Below are 16,659 nucleotides of genomic sequence, written 5' to 3'. Positions count from 1 at the left end.
GTGGTGCCCGGGGGCGGATTCGAACCACCGACACGCGGATTTTCAATCCGCTGCTCTACCAACTGAGCTACCCGGGCATGCTATAAAACGGTACCATGTACCGCGTCAGCGAAGGCGCTTATAGGCAATAACTTTGGGCCTGTCCAGCGCTGAATCGAATTTTTTTAACCGCCAGGTTACGAAGGCTCGCCTTCGCCAATGTCGTCCGGAATTTCCGTGTCGCCGGGCAGGGTATATTCCTCATTGAACCATTTGCCCAGGTCCACATCGGCGCAACGTTTCGAACAGAAGGGGCGGAATTTCACGATGGCAGGTTTGCCGCATTCGGGGCATTTGCTGCCGGTTTTTGTCATCTCATCCTGTTCAGTCATCTGCCTTTCCCTTTTATGCCCTGAGCCATACTGATGGCGCCTCTGCCGTCTCGAACGCAATAGTGCGTCCGGTGGATTGCTGCAGCGATTCGGTAACATCCGCGCGCGCCTCGAACCAGGCCTTTGTGCCTTCGGGTGCTGCGATCACCAGCGTGCCGGGTTCCGCCCGGTTTGCTGTGCGGACGGCATCGCGCAGCAGCTGCAGGGCCTGCGCCTGCGCGCGTGCCCTGGGGGCCGTGCTTACCATCATGCGGTCGCGGAGGCTGAGGCCTGAGCGCTTGCGGTTGATCTCCATTAGGCCGAACTGCGACAGGCCTGTGTGCTGCACCGGTACTGTGTCGCCCTTGAAGGCCTCGTTCACCGTGTCCATCAGTTCCTTGGCGTGGCCCTTGGAGGACATATCGATGAAGTCCACCACCACCAGGCCACCAATATCCTGGAATCGCAGGTGCCAGGCTGTGGCCATGGCCGCTTCCATGTTGGTGATCAGCTTGGCTTCCGCAGCACTACGGCCCTTGAGCGCGCCACCCATGTTCACATCCACAGCCGTCAGCGCCGGGGTGGGGGTGATGGAAATCCAGCCGCCCGAAGGCAGGTCGATCCGGGGCGCGAGGGCTTCCTCAACGGCTTCATTGACGCCGTATTCTTCAAATGCAGCACTTTCGCCCTTAAAGGGCTTCAAGCGCGCGGCCACATCGGGCCACAGGCGGGCTGCGACGGCTTTGGCGTCGGCGAGCGCACTGCCGCCTTCAACCAGAATATCGCTTTCACCGTGAGGCGCGGCCAAGAGCGCCTGTGCCTGCGGGCTGTGCGCGAACAGCAGGCCCGGCTTGTCGCTGTCGGCCGTGAGCGCATTCACCAGCATCTGGGCTTCCACGGCCACGGCTTCCGGCGCCACGCTGCCCGCATGGCTGCGTACAATCACAGCGGCCTTTGAAGCGGCGTCGGTCAGGAGCGGTGTCAGGGTTTTCTGCGCCTTGGGGCCCAGGTCTTTCGAGAAATTCAGCCGCGCACCGCCTGTTTCAGCCACCACATAGCGGCCCAGGAGGCGCGGGCGGGCGGTGACCGGGAGCGCCTTGCCTTCAAGCGCGGACGGTTCCGACAGCACCTGCACCGTCAGCATGTCGCCTTCCCGAACACAGTCGCTGATGGTGTCGGCGCGGCCTTTCACCAGCTGTTTGGCGCGGCGGAAATTCATGGCGCCCGTCAGGCCGTCTCCCAAATCAAGGAAAGCGATCTCAAGCGTCGCGTCCACGCGGGTGACCCGGGCGCGGAAAATGGCGTCCAGTGGGCTCAGGTCCGCATCGGTATGAAACTGGATGGTCTCGGGGAAGCCGTCTTCGCCCACCGTGGCGCTACGCCACTCAAGTAAGCCGGGCTCGATGATCGTGAAGCCTGTCATTTTAATTCTGCTTGAGATGCGCGTTCAGCCAGCCACCGACTTCAAAGAGCGGCAGCCCGACAACGCTGGAATAGGACCCGGAAAGAAACCGTACATAGGTGGCGGCAAGTCCCTGGACGGCATAGCCGCCGGCCTTGCCGTCCCACTCGCCGCTCTCGATATAGCGGTCGATGTCAGCGTCCGACAGGCGCTTGAAGGCGACAACGGTGGTGACCGATTTGGTCAGTTGTTTGCCGCCTGGCAGCACAATCGAAATGCCGGAAATTACTTTGTGGCGCCGGCCTGACAGCATCTTCAGGCACTTGCGGGCCGTGGCTTCGTCTTCCGCCTTTGGCAGAATGCGTTTGCCCACAGCCACCACCGTGTCTGCGGCAAGCACCAGTGCGTCCTTATGGTCGGGCGCAACAGCCGCCGCCTTCTCCCGCGCCAGTCTCTCGGCGTGGGGTTTGGGCAGTTCATCCCGATGTGGTGTCTCGTCAATGTGCGCGGGCGCGATCACGTCTGGTGTGACGCCGATTTGCGCCAACAAATCCTGCCGCCGCGGGGATGCCGAGGCGAGGACGAGTGTTTGAGCTGTTTGGGTAGCTTGCGCGCCCCCTTGGGCGTCATGTGGGCGCACGGCCATCAGGTCCCGACCGTTCTTATTTGAAACGGTAGGTGATGCGGCCTTTGGTCAGGTCGTATGGCGTCAGTTCAACCAGAACTTCGTCGCCCGCCAGTACGCGGATACGGTTCTTGCGCATCTTGCCTGCGGTGTGACCCAGAATCTCGTGGCCGTTTTCAAGTTCTACACGGAACATGGCGTTTGGCAGCAGTTCGGTCACTTTGCCGCGCATCTCCAAAACTTCTTCTTTAGCCATTTTGTCTCCTTGTCATGGCTTTCAATTCGCGGACATACATGAAGCGTGTACCAATGAAATGCAACAATTTTGGCGAACTTGGGCCTAAAAAGTCGGTATTTTGTGCTGATTTTACCATGTCAGGCCGACATGTGTGACAAATTTACGGCCACAGGCCCCGCATGGGGCTGCGCTAGTAGGGGAAACGGTCGGCGATCCGGCATTCCAGATGATCGCGCACTAGACGGTAACTGTCCATGATCTGGTTGCGGTTGCCTTCAGCGTCTGACGGATCTGGCGTGGGCCAATATTCAAGCGCGACCTGCGCCGCAGTGGCATCCTTTTCAATGTGGTCTTTGGCTTCCTTGGTCAGCGCCACGATCAGATCGAACGCATCCAGCTTCACATCCGCCAGCGTCAGCGACTTGTGGTTTGAAATATCAATGCCTTCTTCCTTGAGGGCCGCGACAGAGAAGGGGTCGAGCGCACCGGCGATCAGCCCGGCCGATTCGACAAACAGCCGCCGCTTCGAATGCTTGCTCGCCAGCGCTTCGGCCATCGGGCTCCTGACAGCATTCTGGTTGCACACAAACAGAACGCTTTTCACGGATTTCGGGGCTTCTGTCATCGGGGGCCCCTGTTTTCCTTGAGGTGCAACACGCACACCAGGGTGAACAGGCGCCGGGCGGTCTGCCGGTCTATCTTGATCTTGCCCTCAAGCCGTTCCTGCAAGAGTTCACTGCCTTGGTTATGCAGCCCGCGACGGCCCATGTCGATCGCCTCGATCTGGCTGGGGCTTGCGGTCTTGATCGCCTCATAATAGCTGTCACAGATGGCGAAATATTCGCGGATGATGCGCCGGAACGGCGTCATGGCCAGTCGGAAGCTCATCAGCAGGTCATCGTTCGTGGATTTCACGTCGAAGTTCAGGCGGCCCTCAATGGTTGCGAGCGTCAGCTTGTAGGGGCCCTCATAGGCCTCGTCGGCGGATTTCTCCAGCTCGAAGCTGTTTTCTTCCAAGAGGTCGAAGATGGCGATACGGCGTTCGTGCTCGACGTCCGCGCTCCAGCGCACGACCGTGCTTTCATCCAGTGTCACATCTACGAGCTTATGATTCGCCATAGGCTATTTATTAAAGCCTTTAAGCCTGATGGCAACCGAAAGCGCGTGCGCGCCCAAACCTTCCTCTTTGGCAAGGCGTACAGCAGACGGGCCGATGGCCTGAAGGCTGGCTTCCGTGCAGCCCACGAAAGTGGTGCGCTTCATGAAGTCATAGACGCTGAGGCCGGAGGAGAATCGCGCCGCGCGCGCTGTGGGCAGCACGTGGTTCGGCCCGGCAACATAATCGCCGATGGCTTCAGGCGTGTAGCGGCCCAGGAAAATGGCGCCCGCGTTGCGCACTTGCCCGGCAAATGCGTCGGCGTCGTCCATGGCCAGTTCAAGGTGCTCAGGTGCCAGCCGGTTCACCAGCGGCACGGCATCCAGAAGCTCGTCGACGATGACGATGGCGCCATAGTCTGTCCAGGAGGCCAGCGCGATATCGCGGCGCTCGAGGCTCGCGAGATGGTCCTCGACGGCGGCCATCACCTGGCGAGCGTAAGTTTCATCATCGGTGATCAGAATCGATTGCGCCGCCGTGTCATGTTCGGCCTGGCTCAGAAGGTCCGCCGCGATCCAGCGCGGGTCATTCTTGTTGTCGGCCACTACCAGAATTTCTGATGGGCCGGCGATGGTGTCAATCCCCACCTTGCCGAACACCTGCCGTTTGGCTTCCGCGACAAAGGCGTTGCCGGGGCCAACGATCTTGTCGACCGGCGCGATCGTTTCTGTGCCGTAAGCAAGCGCGGCAACGGCCTGAGCGCCGCCGATGCGGTAAATCTCGGTCACGCCCGCCAGCTTGGCTGCCGCCAGCACCAGCGGGTTCAGCACGTCATCGGGGGTGGGCACAACCATCACCACCCGGTCCACGCCTGCAACAGACGCCGGGATGGCGTTCATCAGCACGCTGGATGGGTAGCTTGCGGTGCCGCCAGGTACATAAAGGCCCGCGGCTTCAACCGCCTGCCAGGTCTGGCCCAGCCGCACGCCCACGTCGTCAGTATAATCCAGATCGTCCGGGATCTGTTTTGCGTGGAACGCGCGGATGCGCGCGGCGGCCACTTCGAGCGCCGCCATGGTCTCAGCGTCCACCTGCGCGCAGGCGGCTTCCACCTCTACGTCGGTGATGGCGAGGCCCTTGGTGCGCGCGTCGAACCGGTCGAACTTGGTCGTCAGGTCATAAAGCGCGTCATCGCCGCGGTCCTGCACGTCCCTGAGGATGTCGGTGACCACGTCGCGCACGTCTGTGGTGGTCTCGCGTTTGGCCGAGAGGAGGGCTTTGAAGGCGGCCTCGAAATCCGACGCGCTACTTTTAAGAATTTGTGCCATTTTGCACAGCCTCCCTGAAGCGGTCGATCCAGTAACTGATTTCGCGCGGACGCGTTTTGAACGCCGGGCGATGCACCACGAGGCGCGAGGTGATGTGCGTCAGCACTTCCACTTCCTTCAGCTGATTGGCGCGCAAGGTGCTACCGGTGGACACCAGATCGACGATACGGCGCGAGAGCCCGAGCTGAGGGGCCAGTTCCATCGCACCGTTCAGCTTGATGCATTCGGCCTGCACGCCGCGCTCGGCATAATATTGCCGTGTCAGGTTCGGGTATTTGGTGGCCACGCGAATGTGGGACCACTCGCGTGGGTCTTCTGTGGCTTCGTCCTCGGGCATCGCCAGGGACAGGCGGCAGTGGCCAATATCCAGATCGAGCGGCGAGTAGAGGTCCGAGTAGCCAAATTCCTGCAACACGTCATTGCCGACAACCGCCAGATGGGCGGCGCCGAAGGCAACAAACGTGGCGGCGTCGAACGCGCGCACCCGGATGATCGAAAGGTTCGGGATGTTGGTGTCGAACTGCAGGGCGCGGGATTTGGGGTCGTCAAACGCGGCTTCCGGATGGATACCGGCAGCTTTCACGAGTGGCATGACTTCCTCGAGAATGCGGCCCTTCGGCAGGGCAAGTACCAGTTTGTCTGTGAGTTCCATCGGTCAGTTCCGGTTCGGTTTTTAAAAAAGAAAAAAAGGGGCCGCGCATGCAGCCGGGGTGGACTTAGTCCGCATGATGGGGGCGTTCAAGCGCTTCCCACTCATCACCCATGTCAGAAAGCGTGGCGTCAATGCATTCTGCCGTCAGGCGAATGCTGGCGCCGCCGGCAAAATTCAGCATGATGAAATAGTCGTCGCCGTTTTCGTGAGCCTCGATATCCAGAAGTTCGAGCACAGTATCCTCGGCCTTGATGTCAATGCCGTGAAGCTTGGCGGCCAGAATGCCGTCCATGTGGAAACCGGTGCGCACGCGCTCACCTTTTGGGCGGAGGAACTTGCGCTTCTTTTCCCAGCGGAACCGGTTGCCCACGAAAGCGAAACGATGCTCCTTGGGCAGCCAGGCAATGTCGCCCACGCGCACGGTGGTATCCTGCAAAAGGCCCGACATGATGGTCAGGTCCTCTTCCGTCTGGCTGATCAGTTTCAGGGCATCACTCATAGGTCACATGTTCCAATCTTCAGAATCGACTGCAATGTAGGCGGCATGCCCCATGGCTTCAAGTGGTTTCCCATTAAGGAAGCGCGCAGAAAATCTATTGGAAGCGTGCGGTGGGGTCAGTCGGGCATGCGCTCGACGTTGGCGCCGACGGCCTTGAGTTTCTCCTCAAGCCGCTCATACCCCCGGTCGAGGTGATACAGCCGGCGGATTTCCGTCTTGCCGTTTGCCACAAGGGCGGCGAGCGCGAGGCTCATACTGGCCCTGAGGTCAGTGGCCATCACGGGCGCGCCCTTCAGCGCCTCCACACCGCGCACCGTGGCGCTTGAGCCGGTCACCGTGATGTCCGCGCCCAGGCGGCACAGTTCCGGCACGTGCATGAAGCGGTTCTCGAAGATGGCTTCGGTGATCACGCTGGCACCGTCTGCCACGCACGCCAGCGCCATGAACTGGGCCTGCATGTCGGTGGCGAAACCGGGGAAGGGTTGGGTGACGATATTGAAACCGTGGATGTGGCCGTTGGATTTCACCCGTATGCCGCCGTCCTCAACGCTCACGATGCCGCCAGCTTCCTCAAGCTTATCAAGCGTCGCCTGCATGTCGTGTGCGCGCGCACCTTCAAGGAACAGGTTGCCGCGGGTCATCAGGGCCGCGACAGCGTAGGAGCCCGCCTCAACCCGGTCGGGCATCACTTCATGCTCAGCGCCATGCAGGCGGTCCACGCCCTCGACCGTGATGGTCTCGTGCCCGGCGCCCTCAATCTTGGCGCCCATGGCATTCAGGCAGGCCGCAAGGTCTGCGATCTCGGGTTCGCGCGCAGCGTTTTCAATCACCGTTGTGCCCTTGGCCAGTGTGGCGGCCATCAGCGCATTTTCGGTGGCGCCGACAGAGACAAACGGGAAGCGGATATTGCCGCCTTTGAGGCCCTTCGGCGCACTTGCCCGCACATAGCCTTCAGCCACGTCGATCTCTGCGCCCAGTGCCGTGAGCGCCTTGAGGTGCAAATCGATCGGGCGGGTGCCGATGGCACAGCCGCCGGGCAAACTCACGATCGCTTCACCGGCGCGGGCCACAAGGGGGCCCAGCACCAGGATGGAGGCGCGCATCTTGCGCACGAAATCATAGGGCGCGACCGTGTCGTTGATCTGGCCGGCGTCAAACGTGAGGCTGCGGCCCGCGATACGGCCACCCTGGCCGCCCGCCATGGTGACAGTGACACCCATGTGATTGAGAAGGTCTGCGAGCGTGGTGATGTCCGCCAGTCGCGGCATGTTATGAAGCGTCAGGGGTTCGGACGACAGCAGGGACGCACACATGAGCTTGAGCGCGGAGTTTTTCGCGCCTGAAATGGGAACCACGCCTTCAAGCCTGTTCCCGCCCTCAATAACCAGTTTGTCCATCTGTCTATGTGCCCTTTTCAACAATACTCAACTGAAGGCAAAACTTGGCCTTCAATAAAGGCATCTTAACGGCGCCGGAGTGCCCGTGTTTGGGCAAACAAATTAAAGCTTCGGCAGGGTAACGCCGGTCTGGCCCTGATATTTGCCTGCGCGGTCGCTGTAGGCGGTCTCGCACGGCTCGTTGCCTTGCAGGAACAGGAACTGGCAGGCGCCCTCGTTGGCGTAAATTTTTGCGGGCAGTGGCGTGGTGTTGGAGAACTCCAGCGTCACATGGCCTTCCCAGCCGGGTTCCAGCGGCGTGACATTCACGATGATGCCGCAGCGCGCGTAGGTGGATTTGCCAAGGCAGATCACCAGCACGTCTTTCGGAATGCGGAAATATTCAACGGTGCGCGCTAAGGCAAAGCTGTTCGGCGGGATGATGCACACGTCTGTGTCGCGGTCGACAAAGCTTTTCGGGGAAAAGTCCTTGGGGTCGACAATGGCCGAGTCCACATTGGTAAAAATCTTGAACTCGGGCGCCACGCGGGCGTCATAGCCGTAGGACGATAACCCGTATGAGATGTTATCCTTCCTGACCTGCCCGTCTACAAACGGTTCGATCATGCCGTGCTGTTGTGACATTTCGCGAATCCATTTATCGGACATGATGGCCATTGGCGTCTCCCCTGAGTGACATCTGGTTGCCTGTTTCCCCAACCCACCGGGGCACAGCTATTTTTGGCATTAGTAAGCCAATCGCTTGTGCGCGACAAGCGTTAAACCTACCAGATATGGGAATTGTTGAGGGGGCTTTTAGCTGTCCGGGAAAAAGCTGAGATCGGACGGCTATTTAGTCGCCTGATCAGTCTTCTGTCTTGCGTGTCCGCTGCTGTTCCTTGCGGCGGCGCAGGTTGGCGCGCAGGGCTTCAGCCAGCCGGGCCTGCTTTTCGGCATCCTTCAGCTTGCCCGAATCCTGTTTCACAGGGACGTCTTGTTTAGTCTTTTCGCTCATGTGCCCACATTTGCGCCAATCAGCCGAGATTTTCAAGATTGAATGTGTACGGAAATTACTTATTGACTCATGCCTAGGGCGCTTATAGAAGATCGCTCGCAAGACGTGGCCTGCTGCTGTAGCTCAGGGGTAGAGCACTCCCTTGGTAAGGGAGAGGTCGGAAGTTCAAATCTTCTCAGCAGCACCACGCTTCGTTTCCCCGACAAATTAATCTCACTGCCTCGCTCAGGAACGCTTGTGCGGCCCGCATATCTTTATATTGAATTTGCCCGCGTGAGCCTCTATGCATGGCGCACGCGATGGTTCTGTTGCCCGTTAGGGTAAGAGCGAAGAGGGAATGCGGTAAGTCCCCCGAAAAGGAAGGGCAAATCCGCAGCTGTGCCCGCAACTGTATGTGTGGAGTGTCCCCCGAAGGGCCCACTGGTGAAAGCCGGGAAGGGCGGGGAGCACGGTGAGACACAAGCCAGGAGACCTGCCATCTGGTCGCCCATTTCTCTGGTCGGGTCAACCATGGGAAGCGGATTTCCGTACCGGCGACAAGGTCGTTGCTGTGTGCGGAGCTTGTCCCTCTCTCGTCTGACAATCTCCATTTCTGCAGCTGTTGTTTTACGGGCCTCAAAGAGGCCGAAAATGGAGCCTGTCCATGTCCAGACTATCCCCTCTAAAGGCGCTTCTGGTTGCCACCAGCGCCCTTACATATGTGCCTGCAGCCAGTGCGCAGGATGAAGATATCGAAGAATTTGTCGTAACCGCGGGTCGCCGCACGCAACCGATTAGCGAAGTGGCCAAAAGCATCGCGGTGCTGAGTGAAGCCGAGCTTGTTGAGCGCCAGTACCAGTATGTTGTTGACGCGCTGCAAAGCCTGCCGGGCGTGGCCATCAACCAGAATGGCACCTTCGGCGGAGTGGCAACGGTCACCATCCGTGGTGGGTCGTCCGACCAGACCGTGATCCTGATCGACGGCGTGCAGGTGAATGACCCGTCCCAGCCGGGTGGTGGCTTCAACTTTTCAACCCTTGACCCGAACGGCATTGAGCGTATCGAGGTACTGCGCGGCCCGCAGGCGGTGCTGTATGGTTCCGATGCCATCGGCGGCGTGATCAACATCATCACCAAATCCGGCGAAGAAGGTCTTGCGGGTGAAGTTTTCGGTGAATATGGCTCCTTTGAGAGCAAGCGTATTGGCGGTTCCGTGCGTGGCGGCAGTGACCGGATGAACTTTAACCTGAGCGCGTCCTACTTTGATACCGACGGCATCTCTGCTGCTGAAGTCGGTGACGAGGATGACGGCTACGAAAGCCTGACTGTGCGCGGCCGTGTTCGCACCAAGCTGACGGATGGTTTCAGCTTCGATGTGACCACCAGCTATACCGACACCGAAAGCGACTATGACGGCTTCACCCTCAGAGACGACTTCACCTATGGCCTGGCCGACACGGAGGACAGCAGCAAGTCAGAAGAATTTTCCGTCGCGGGCCGTGCGTATATCGACCTGATGGACGGTCGCCTGTCGAACACGCTGTCGGTGGAATATTCATCCATCCAGCGCGATAATTTTAACGCAGGCATCTTCAGCTTTGGGGCTGAAGGGGAGCGCCTGAATTTCGATTATCTGGGTGTGTTGGAAGTGGCCGACGGCTGGACGCTGACAGCAGGTGCCCAGCATGAGGTGACCGAAGCCAAGTCGCAGGACCCGGAGCCCATCTCAACCGACAGTATCTTCGGTATCCTTTCTTATGACGGCATCGATGGCCTGACAGTGTCCGGCGGCGTGCGGGTGGATGACCATGAAACTTTCGGTTCCACCACCAATGGTGAACTGAATGCGTCTTACCAGTTTGAAGGCACGGGCACGCAGATTACCGCGGCCTGGAGCGAAGGCTTCAAGGCGCCGACCATCTTCCACCTGACCTTCGCATGCTGCGGCTTCGATTCCAATGTCGCACAGGCGGAAGGATTGCCTGAACTGGCGTTGAAGCCCGAGCGGTCCAATAGCTGGGAAGTTGGCTTCAAGCAGCCGTTCCTCGATGGCCGCGCGACCTTTGGGGCGACCTACTTCAATCAGGATATTGATGACCTGATCACCTTCACCTTCGCCGACGGCTACCGCAATATTGCGGAAACCAGCGCCAAGGGTGTGGAGCTGGAGCTGACGGCCGACCTGACAGATGCCATCAACCTGAGCGCCAACTATACCTATAATTCGGCCCGCGATCTGACAGCTGACCAGCAGCTGGCACGCAAGCCGAAGAATGAGGCTTTCGCGGCGCTCAACTGGCAGGTAACGGACCGGCTGACCACCAATGTGAGCATCACGCTGAACGGCAAGGAACATGACACCAGCGTCAATTTCGAGACCGGTGAGCGCGAAGTGGTGGACGCCTGGACCCGCGTGGACCTGAGCGCTGCATACAAGCTGACGGATACGATTGAGCTGTTCGGCCGGGTCGTTAACCTGTTCGATGAAGAGTATCAGCAGGTTCTGGGGTATGGCACGCCAGGCATTTCCGCTTATGCGGGTGTTCGCGCCCGCTTCTAGGGGGTAACATGATCCGGGGTTGCCTGTGGGCAGCCCCGGCACTCTCCAACTGTGAAGGATACAGGATGACTGACAGGTCAAAAACGGACGCCGCCCTTCACAAGGAAAAGATGAAGGCCCAGCAGGCAGAGCATCGCGCCAAGATGCGCGAGCGCAAGACAGCCGACCGGGGCCTCTTGCTGATTCACACCGGCAACGGCAAGGGTAAATCCACGGCCGGCTTCGGTACCGTGATCCGGGCGCTTGGCTGGGGCCACAAGGTGGCGATTGTCCAATATGTGAAGGGTGCGTGGCGCACGGGCGAGAAAGAGTTCTTCGACCGTTTCCCGGACCTGGTGGACATGCATGTGATGGGGGATGGCTTCACCTGGGACACGCAGGACAAAGAGCGTGATATCGCCTCCGCGCGTGCCGCGTGGGAGAAAAGCTGTGCGCTGATGCAGTGCGGCGACTATGACCTGGTGATGCTTGATGAACTGAATATCGTGCTCCGGAACGACTATCTGCCGCTTGAAGAAGTGCTGACTGGTGTACGTGCAAGGGACGCCCGGACCAGTGTGATCATCACGGGGCGGAATGCGCCAGACGCCTTGATGAAGGAAGCCGACCTGGTCACAGACATGACGCAGGTGAAGCACCCCTTTGATGCGGGTATCAAGGCCAAGCAGGGCGTTGATTTTTAACTTTCGCTCGAAGCTGCTGTTGATTTTAACCCACTTCCCATACGCCTGTGGTTCGGGGGCGGGTTGGTTGACTCGGCTCCGGTGCCATGTAATAGCACCCCTATCGCACGGTTAACTCGGTGACTTTATAAGGTGGGGGCCTCATGTCACGTAATCAGGAACAGGACAGCTTCGCGCGTATTTTCGGTGCTCATCTTCTGGCGGATATTCCAGATGTCTCAAGTGGGGGGCATGTGCCCCGCCGGTTAATCCAGTTCTGGGACAAGGAACCGCCACAGGACGTGGCGCGCATGTTGTCGCTCAGCAAGGCCTGGGCGGACAAGCACCAGCTGGAATATGTCCTGTTCAGCGAGGCCGACGCGCGGGCCTATCTGGCGGACCGCCAGGTTGACGGCAAATCTCTTCTGCAACTGTTTGACCGCTGTTTTCACCCGGCCATGAAAGCGGACCTGTTCCGGCTTGTGTATCTCCATGAATATGGCGGCTATTACCTGGATGCCGACAACGGCGTCACCGATGACGCGCTGGCACTGTTTGGCCTTGACCGTGACGTCTTTTTTATCGATTTCAGGCAACGCCGGGTTCAGAACAACTTCATGGCCGTGGCGCCAGGTTCGCTCCTGATCAGTAAAGCCCTGTCGGCAGCGGCCCGCAATATTGAGGAAAATGCGAGTGAGGATGTCGGCATCGGCACGCTCACAGGCCCCTATGTTTTCACGGTAGAATTGGCAAAGCTGCTGCAGGATGGCGGGTATACCTGCTATCTGGTCGACTACCTGAAGAATGTGAAGATTGCGCCCGGACCGGAGGTGGTTCTGGGGCAAAATCTGGACTATAAGAAGTCGGACCAGAATTGGCAGCGCGCTCAGGCTGGGCCCATTGCCGCACGGTTGAGGACCAAGTTGACGACCGAAAAGCCAACCATTCCGGACTTTCGGGAACTATGTCGGATTTCGCTCAAGTTTGGCATTGAACTTGAGGCACTTGAAGACATTGCAGCAGCAAACTGGGCAGAGTGGCGACACCATTCGGTCTGTATTGAATTGCGTAGTCGGGTGCTGATACGGCTACAGCGTTTTGACAAGGCACGGGAAATTCTCACCGACGCATATGATCGATATATACGGCCGGCGTCGTTGCTGAAAATACTGTCTGGTATCAGCATGAAGCCGGAACGCCTGGAATTTGCTGAAACACTGGCATGGCAGGCAGTTGAAAAAGCACCGGCTGATCCTGATGCCCAGGCGCAGCTGGCCGCCGTTTTCAGGGCGGGCCGTAAATTGGGGGAGGCCAAAGCTGTCGTGGCGTTGGCGCGCGAGCGGTTCAGCCAGAACGCACGTCTTCGGAAGCTGGCTGAAGCGCTTGAAGAAGCGGATAGTCTTGCTGACGAGATCGCGGCCATGACCAAACTTCTTGCGGCCCCGGAAACAACGGGGAAGGCCCGATTCCGGTCAATCGCCAAAACCTGCTTGTATTATGGCCTGCACCTTGAGGCCGTCGAGCAGTTGGCTGATGCCTGGTGGCCTTTCTGGCGCGATACTCCGATGTGTGTCTGGTTGCGTGCGCGCATTCTTGAAAAGCTGGGCCGCGTTGATGATGCCCGCACGCTGCTTGAGGAAGCCTATGAGAAAAAGCTTCGGGCACCGAATATATTGATTATGCTGGCCCAGTTGGCGCTTGATGCGGGCGAGGCCGGGTTTGCGGATCAACTTGCTGGCATGGCAATTGCCAAGGCGTCGGGCAGGGTTGACGCGAGGGTGTTGCGGGTCAAAGCGTTGGCAGCACTTGGGGATACGGCGGGGGTGGATGCAGTTCGGGGCTATCTGCAGGAACAGCATGCCGGTCATCCGCTGGTGATCGAACTTGAGCGGACCATGGGAAAATACGGATGAGTGCATGATAGATCATATAACTCTGCGGGATACCGCGCGCGATTCTGTCCTGTCGAAAGAACTTGGCTACGGGTATGTGCCCATCAGCAAGGCGGCGAACACCAACGTCAAGCGTTTCCTGTGGCAGGTAGAGCACGAGCTGGGGCATTGCCGCCCGGTGGGTGAGCAGTATTTTTCCGTCCATAATTATGGTTGGCGCTTCGGCAGGCCGGATGCGCGTACGCCGTGGCTGGGTTTCAGAAAATCCGCGATAGAAGAATTTTATGCCGCGCTGGTGGGCCGCCGCATGCTCACGGTTGTGCGCAATCCTTATATTCGCTTGCTTTCGGGATACCTGGAAAAGATTGTCGCCAAGGTGGACGTTGAGCCGAACATACCGGCCAAGTTCCAGTTGCCGCGCCGCCCCGACAATTTTGCTGATTTTGTCTATATGGTGTGTGACCGCCCAAGCGCGCGAACGGACATTCATTTCAGAAGCCAGACCTATGCCAGCCTGTTCGATTTCATCGCCTATGATGCGGTAGGGCACGTTGAGACGCTGGCCGCGGGCCTGGCGGATTTTTCAGTAGCCGCGCTGGGCCGGGATTTTAGTCATCTGCTGTCAGCCAAGGCCGATCATGCCATGAAGGCACGGCAAAAGCTGAAGGACCATTACACGCCAGACGTCGCGCGGGCGATCTATGCCCGCTTTCGTGATGATTTCCTCAATTTTGGGTATGATTATGACCTGGAGGCGGTTACGCCGGTCAGGCCGGTTGCGCGCGCAGGTGCGCTGAACAGCTATCTTGAAGACGCAGCACACATGTGTGCGCCTACGCTGCGCGACGAGGACCCGGCGCCATCAGCGCGGGCAATCGCGGCGTCAGAGACACTGCTGGCGCGGCTTGAGGCCGGCCAGGGGATCAGTGATCTCGACAAAAGCCTGGCGCCTTACGCGCGCAAACTTATCCAGAAATAATTGTCGGAAAGAAGACCGTCAGGAGCGGAACAGTCCGGCTGCACGATCAGCCATGTTGGCGACGGCAAGAAGGCCGGCGAGTACGCTGCCGCATGCCAGCAGCATCAGGGTTGCGCCCAGCTCACCATTCTGGTGGCAGGATTTGATCCGGTTGATAAAGGTCCACTTCACCAGCGGGCTCTGTTTCTTCGCGCACGCGAATACATCCGTATCACTGGTACGATCAAAATCGGCGGGGCTCTGAGCTCTTAAGAAAAGCTCCATTGGAAAAATCTCCTGTAAGGATTACTGAAACACGCGTTGGGGCATCCCATCAGAGATGAGAAAGTTTCAAATCTAACTATTTTGATGGGGAGGTGTGAACGTATACACGCCTTTTTGTTGCCATAAACTACTATGTTTCGTGCGTTAGTGCTCCTGATATAGGGGTAATATGTTTAGAATTCAAATGATTTGTGTCGAAAGTTTCTCCTGGTGCACGGAATCAGCTACTGACTTGTTGCGCGGATATCACAGTCGGTGTCTTGACAATTCAAATTAAACGACATATCTAGAAATATAGTTTTAAGGAGTGTTGCATGAAGGATGAAACGGCCGCCAGTGTATTTGCCTCGCTTGGGAACCCGGCCCGGCTCGCTGTACTACGCTTGCTGGTTCGCGCCGGCACGGACGGCATGAATGTGGGCCAGCTGCAGAAGCATCTGGACATCCCGGCCTCGACGCTGGCGCATCATATCAGCCATCTGGTTCGTGCCGGCACCATCCGGCAGGAACGTCAGGGGCGTGAAGTGATCAATATCGCTGACTTTGAGACACTGGGTCAGGTCGCAACATTCCTGACTGCCGACTGTTGCGCCGGCGTGCCGCTCAGGTAGCGCTGGCAAGCGACGTTTGTGAATAACGGCTAACTGAATCCCTAAAAGGCTTCGGCTTTTTTTTGAGCTAATATAACCATAAATCTAGGTATATAATGATGACTGACACTGTAAAGACTGAACAATCCATATTCCGCCTGCCGAAGCCGGACAGGGTCCTGCTTTTGGTGTTGGCCATGTTCGCTGGCCTGGCAGTCTATGATGCTGGGCAGGCTGGTACCTCTCTCAAATTCGTGGGGGACGCGGTGCTGGGTGTGTTTCCCTTCCTGATGCTGTCGGTCATGATCGCGGCGTTTGCCAAGGCCTCGTCGCTGGACCGCATGATCGCCAAGGCTTTCACGGGCCATCTGCTGATCATGATCCCGAGCGCAGCCATCGTCGGCGCCTTTTCACCCTTCTGTTCCTGCGGCGTGATCCCGCTTGTGGCGGCGCTATTGGCCATGCGCGTGCCGCTGAGTGCCGTGATGGCTTTCTGGCTCGCATCCCCTATCATGGACCCGACCATGTTTGTCATGACCACCGGCACGCTCGGGTTTGAGTTTGCCGTCTATAAGTCGGTCGCGGCCGTTGGCATGGGCATGTTGGGCGGCTTCAGTGTCGCGGGGCTGCAGCGCCTTGGTGCATTCAGCGAACCACTTCGCCAGAATGTGAGTGGCGGCTGCGGAAGCCCGGATGTGTCCGGCACCCAGCCCATTGTCTGGGCCTTCTGGCAGGATGCAAACCGCCTCACGGCTTTCCGGGGTGCGACGCTCTCGAACGCCTTTTTCCTGGGCAAGTGGCTGTTGTTCGCCTTCACGCTTGAAAGCCTGATGGTGGCCTATATGCCCGAAGGGCTGGTAATGTCTGCGCTGGGCGGCGAGGGCGCGGCCCCCATCTTCCTGGCCACCCTTATCGGCGTGCCTGCCTATCTGAACGGCTATGCGGCGCTGCCACTGGTGAGTGGCCTGATCGGCGAGGGCATGGAGCCCGCGGCCGGTATGGCCTTCCTGCTGGCGGGCGGAGTGACATCCATCCCGGCGTCGATTGCGGTCTTCGCACTCGCGCGCCTGCCCGTGTTCCTGGCCTATCTGGCGCTTGCGCTTGCTGGCACACTCATATTCAGCTTTGCTTTTCAAGTGGTGATGTAAGGAG

General features: G+C 58.8%; 18 protein-coding genes, 2 tRNA genes and 1 riboswitch. Of the genes, 7 read left to right on the top strand and 13 right to left on the bottom strand.

The genetic code is table 11. The features are described from left to right. Position 1: 1 nt before the first annotated feature. The 12 genes from B3Z17_RS06020 to dcd all read right to left on the bottom strand — a co-directional run bounded on the left by B3Z17_RS06020 (position 2) and on the right by dcd (position 8,244). Positions 2–77: transfer RNA gene (locus B3Z17_RS06020), tRNA-Phe, on the bottom strand. Between the two features lie 99 nt (positions 78–176). Further along, on the bottom strand, positions 177–353 hold the full coding sequence (locus B3Z17_RS06015; RefSeq protein WP_074519289.1) for a DNA gyrase inhibitor YacG: 177 nt from the start codon (positions 351–353) through the stop codon (positions 177–179). Positions 354–384: 31 nt separating this feature from the next. Further along, complete coding sequence (locus tag B3Z17_RS06010; protein WP_286828977.1) at positions 385–1,773, bottom strand: ribonuclease E/G; 1,389 nt, start codon at positions 1,771–1,773, stop codon at positions 385–387. A 1-nt stretch (position 1,774) separates the two neighbouring features. After that, positions 1,775–2,398 carry a Maf family protein gene (locus tag B3Z17_RS06005; RefSeq protein WP_286828976.1) on the bottom strand — a complete coding sequence of 208 codons (624 nt, stop codon included), beginning with the start codon at positions 2,396–2,398 and terminating at the stop codon, positions 1,775–1,777. Between the two features lie 16 nt (positions 2,399–2,414). Then, a complete protein-coding gene (gene infA, locus B3Z17_RS06000; protein ID WP_068150598.1) occupies positions 2,415–2,633 on the bottom strand; it encodes a translation initiation factor IF-1 in 219 nt (72 codons plus the stop codon). A 172-nt stretch (positions 2,634–2,805) separates the two neighbouring features. Beyond that, on the bottom strand, positions 2,806–3,240 hold the full coding sequence (locus B3Z17_RS05995) for a low molecular weight phosphatase family protein (RefSeq protein WP_286828975.1): 435 nt from the start codon (positions 3,238–3,240) through the stop codon (positions 2,806–2,808). After that, a complete protein-coding gene (locus B3Z17_RS05990) occupies positions 3,237–3,734 on the bottom strand; it encodes a UPF0262 family protein (protein WP_068308094.1) in 498 nt (165 codons plus the stop codon). Before B3Z17_RS05990 ends, B3Z17_RS05995 begins: the two co-directional genes overlap by 4 nt. 3 nt (positions 3,735–3,737) lie before the next feature. Next, the gene (gene hisD / locus B3Z17_RS05985; protein ID WP_286828974.1) at positions 3,738–5,039 is read right to left on the bottom strand and encodes a histidinol dehydrogenase; all 1,302 of its coding nucleotides are present in this window, start codon (positions 5,037–5,039) and stop codon (positions 3,738–3,740) included. Continuing rightward, entirely contained in the window at positions 5,023–5,691 is a 669-nt protein-coding gene (gene hisG, locus B3Z17_RS05980; protein WP_286828973.1) for an ATP phosphoribosyltransferase, read from the bottom strand. Before hisG ends, hisD begins: the two co-directional genes overlap by 17 nt. Positions 5,692–5,755: 64 nt before the next feature. Continuing rightward, positions 5,756–6,190 carry a DUF2948 family protein gene (locus B3Z17_RS05975; RefSeq protein ID WP_068308085.1) on the bottom strand — a complete coding sequence of 145 codons (435 nt, stop codon included), beginning with the start codon at positions 6,188–6,190 and terminating at the stop codon, positions 5,756–5,758. A 116-nt stretch (positions 6,191–6,306) separates the two neighbouring features. Then, entirely contained in the window at positions 6,307–7,587 is a 1,281-nt protein-coding gene (gene murA / locus B3Z17_RS05970) for a UDP-N-acetylglucosamine 1-carboxyvinyltransferase (RefSeq protein ID WP_286828972.1), read from the bottom strand. Between the two features lie 102 nt (positions 7,588–7,689). Next, complete coding sequence (dcd, locus tag B3Z17_RS05965) at positions 7,690–8,244, bottom strand: dCTP deaminase (RefSeq protein ID WP_068308079.1); 555 nt, start codon at positions 8,242–8,244, stop codon at positions 7,690–7,692. A 449-nt stretch (positions 8,245–8,693) separates the two neighbouring features. On the opposite strand from dcd, the gene B3Z17_RS05960 reads away from it, so the two are divergent. The 5 genes from B3Z17_RS05960 to B3Z17_RS05940 all read left to right on the top strand — a co-directional run bounded on the left by B3Z17_RS05960 (position 8,694) and on the right by B3Z17_RS05940 (position 14,653). Then, positions 8,694–8,768 (top strand) — tRNA-Thr (locus tag B3Z17_RS05960). 95 nt (positions 8,769–8,863) lie between these two features. Then, positions 8,864–9,075, top strand: a riboswitch (cobalamin riboswitch). 149 nt (positions 9,076–9,224) lie between these two features. Then, positions 9,225–11,120: a TonB-dependent receptor plug domain-containing protein gene (locus B3Z17_RS05955; RefSeq protein ID WP_286828971.1), complete on the top strand. Its 1,896-nt coding sequence runs from the start codon at positions 9,225–9,227 to the stop codon at positions 11,118–11,120. 65 nt (positions 11,121–11,185) lie between these two features. Then, on the top strand, positions 11,186–11,803 hold the full coding sequence (gene cobO / locus B3Z17_RS05950) for a cob(I)yrinic acid a,c-diamide adenosyltransferase (RefSeq protein ID WP_286828970.1): 618 nt from the start codon (positions 11,186–11,188) through the stop codon (positions 11,801–11,803). A gap of 143 nt (positions 11,804–11,946) precedes the next feature. After that, complete coding sequence (locus B3Z17_RS05945) at positions 11,947–13,695, top strand: glycosyltransferase (RefSeq protein ID WP_286828969.1); 1,749 nt, start codon at positions 11,947–11,949, stop codon at positions 13,693–13,695. Between the two features lie 4 nt (positions 13,696–13,699). After that, complete coding sequence (locus B3Z17_RS05940; RefSeq protein WP_286828968.1) at positions 13,700–14,653, top strand: sulfotransferase family 2 domain-containing protein; 954 nt, start codon at positions 13,700–13,702, stop codon at positions 14,651–14,653. Between the two features lie 18 nt (positions 14,654–14,671). On the opposite strand, the gene B3Z17_RS05935 is transcribed toward B3Z17_RS05940, so the two are convergent. Beyond that, complete coding sequence (locus B3Z17_RS05935; protein ID WP_068308063.1) at positions 14,672–14,917, bottom strand: hypothetical protein; 246 nt, start codon at positions 14,915–14,917, stop codon at positions 14,672–14,674. Between the two features lie 314 nt (positions 14,918–15,231). Here B3Z17_RS05935 and B3Z17_RS05930 point away from each other — a divergent pair, with 314 nt between their 5' ends. Beyond that, a complete protein-coding gene (locus B3Z17_RS05930; protein ID WP_068308060.1) occupies positions 15,232–15,528 on the top strand; it encodes an ArsR/SmtB family transcription factor in 297 nt (98 codons plus the stop codon). A gap of 98 nt (positions 15,529–15,626) precedes the next feature. Further along, positions 15,627–16,655 (top strand): permease, encoded by a 1,029-nt coding sequence (locus B3Z17_RS05925; protein ID WP_286828967.1) that lies wholly within the window; start codon positions 15,627–15,629, stop codon positions 16,653–16,655. Positions 16,656–16,659 lie beyond the last annotated feature (4 nt).

This window comes from Kordiimonas sp. UBA4487 (assembly GCF_002389025.1).
Classification (GTDB): Bacteria; Pseudomonadota; Alphaproteobacteria; order Sphingomonadales; family Kordiimonadaceae; genus Kordiimonas; species Kordiimonas lacus.
The sequence above is the reverse complement of the archived record's forward strand: the minus strand, read 5'-3'. Positions and strand labels throughout refer to the sequence as shown.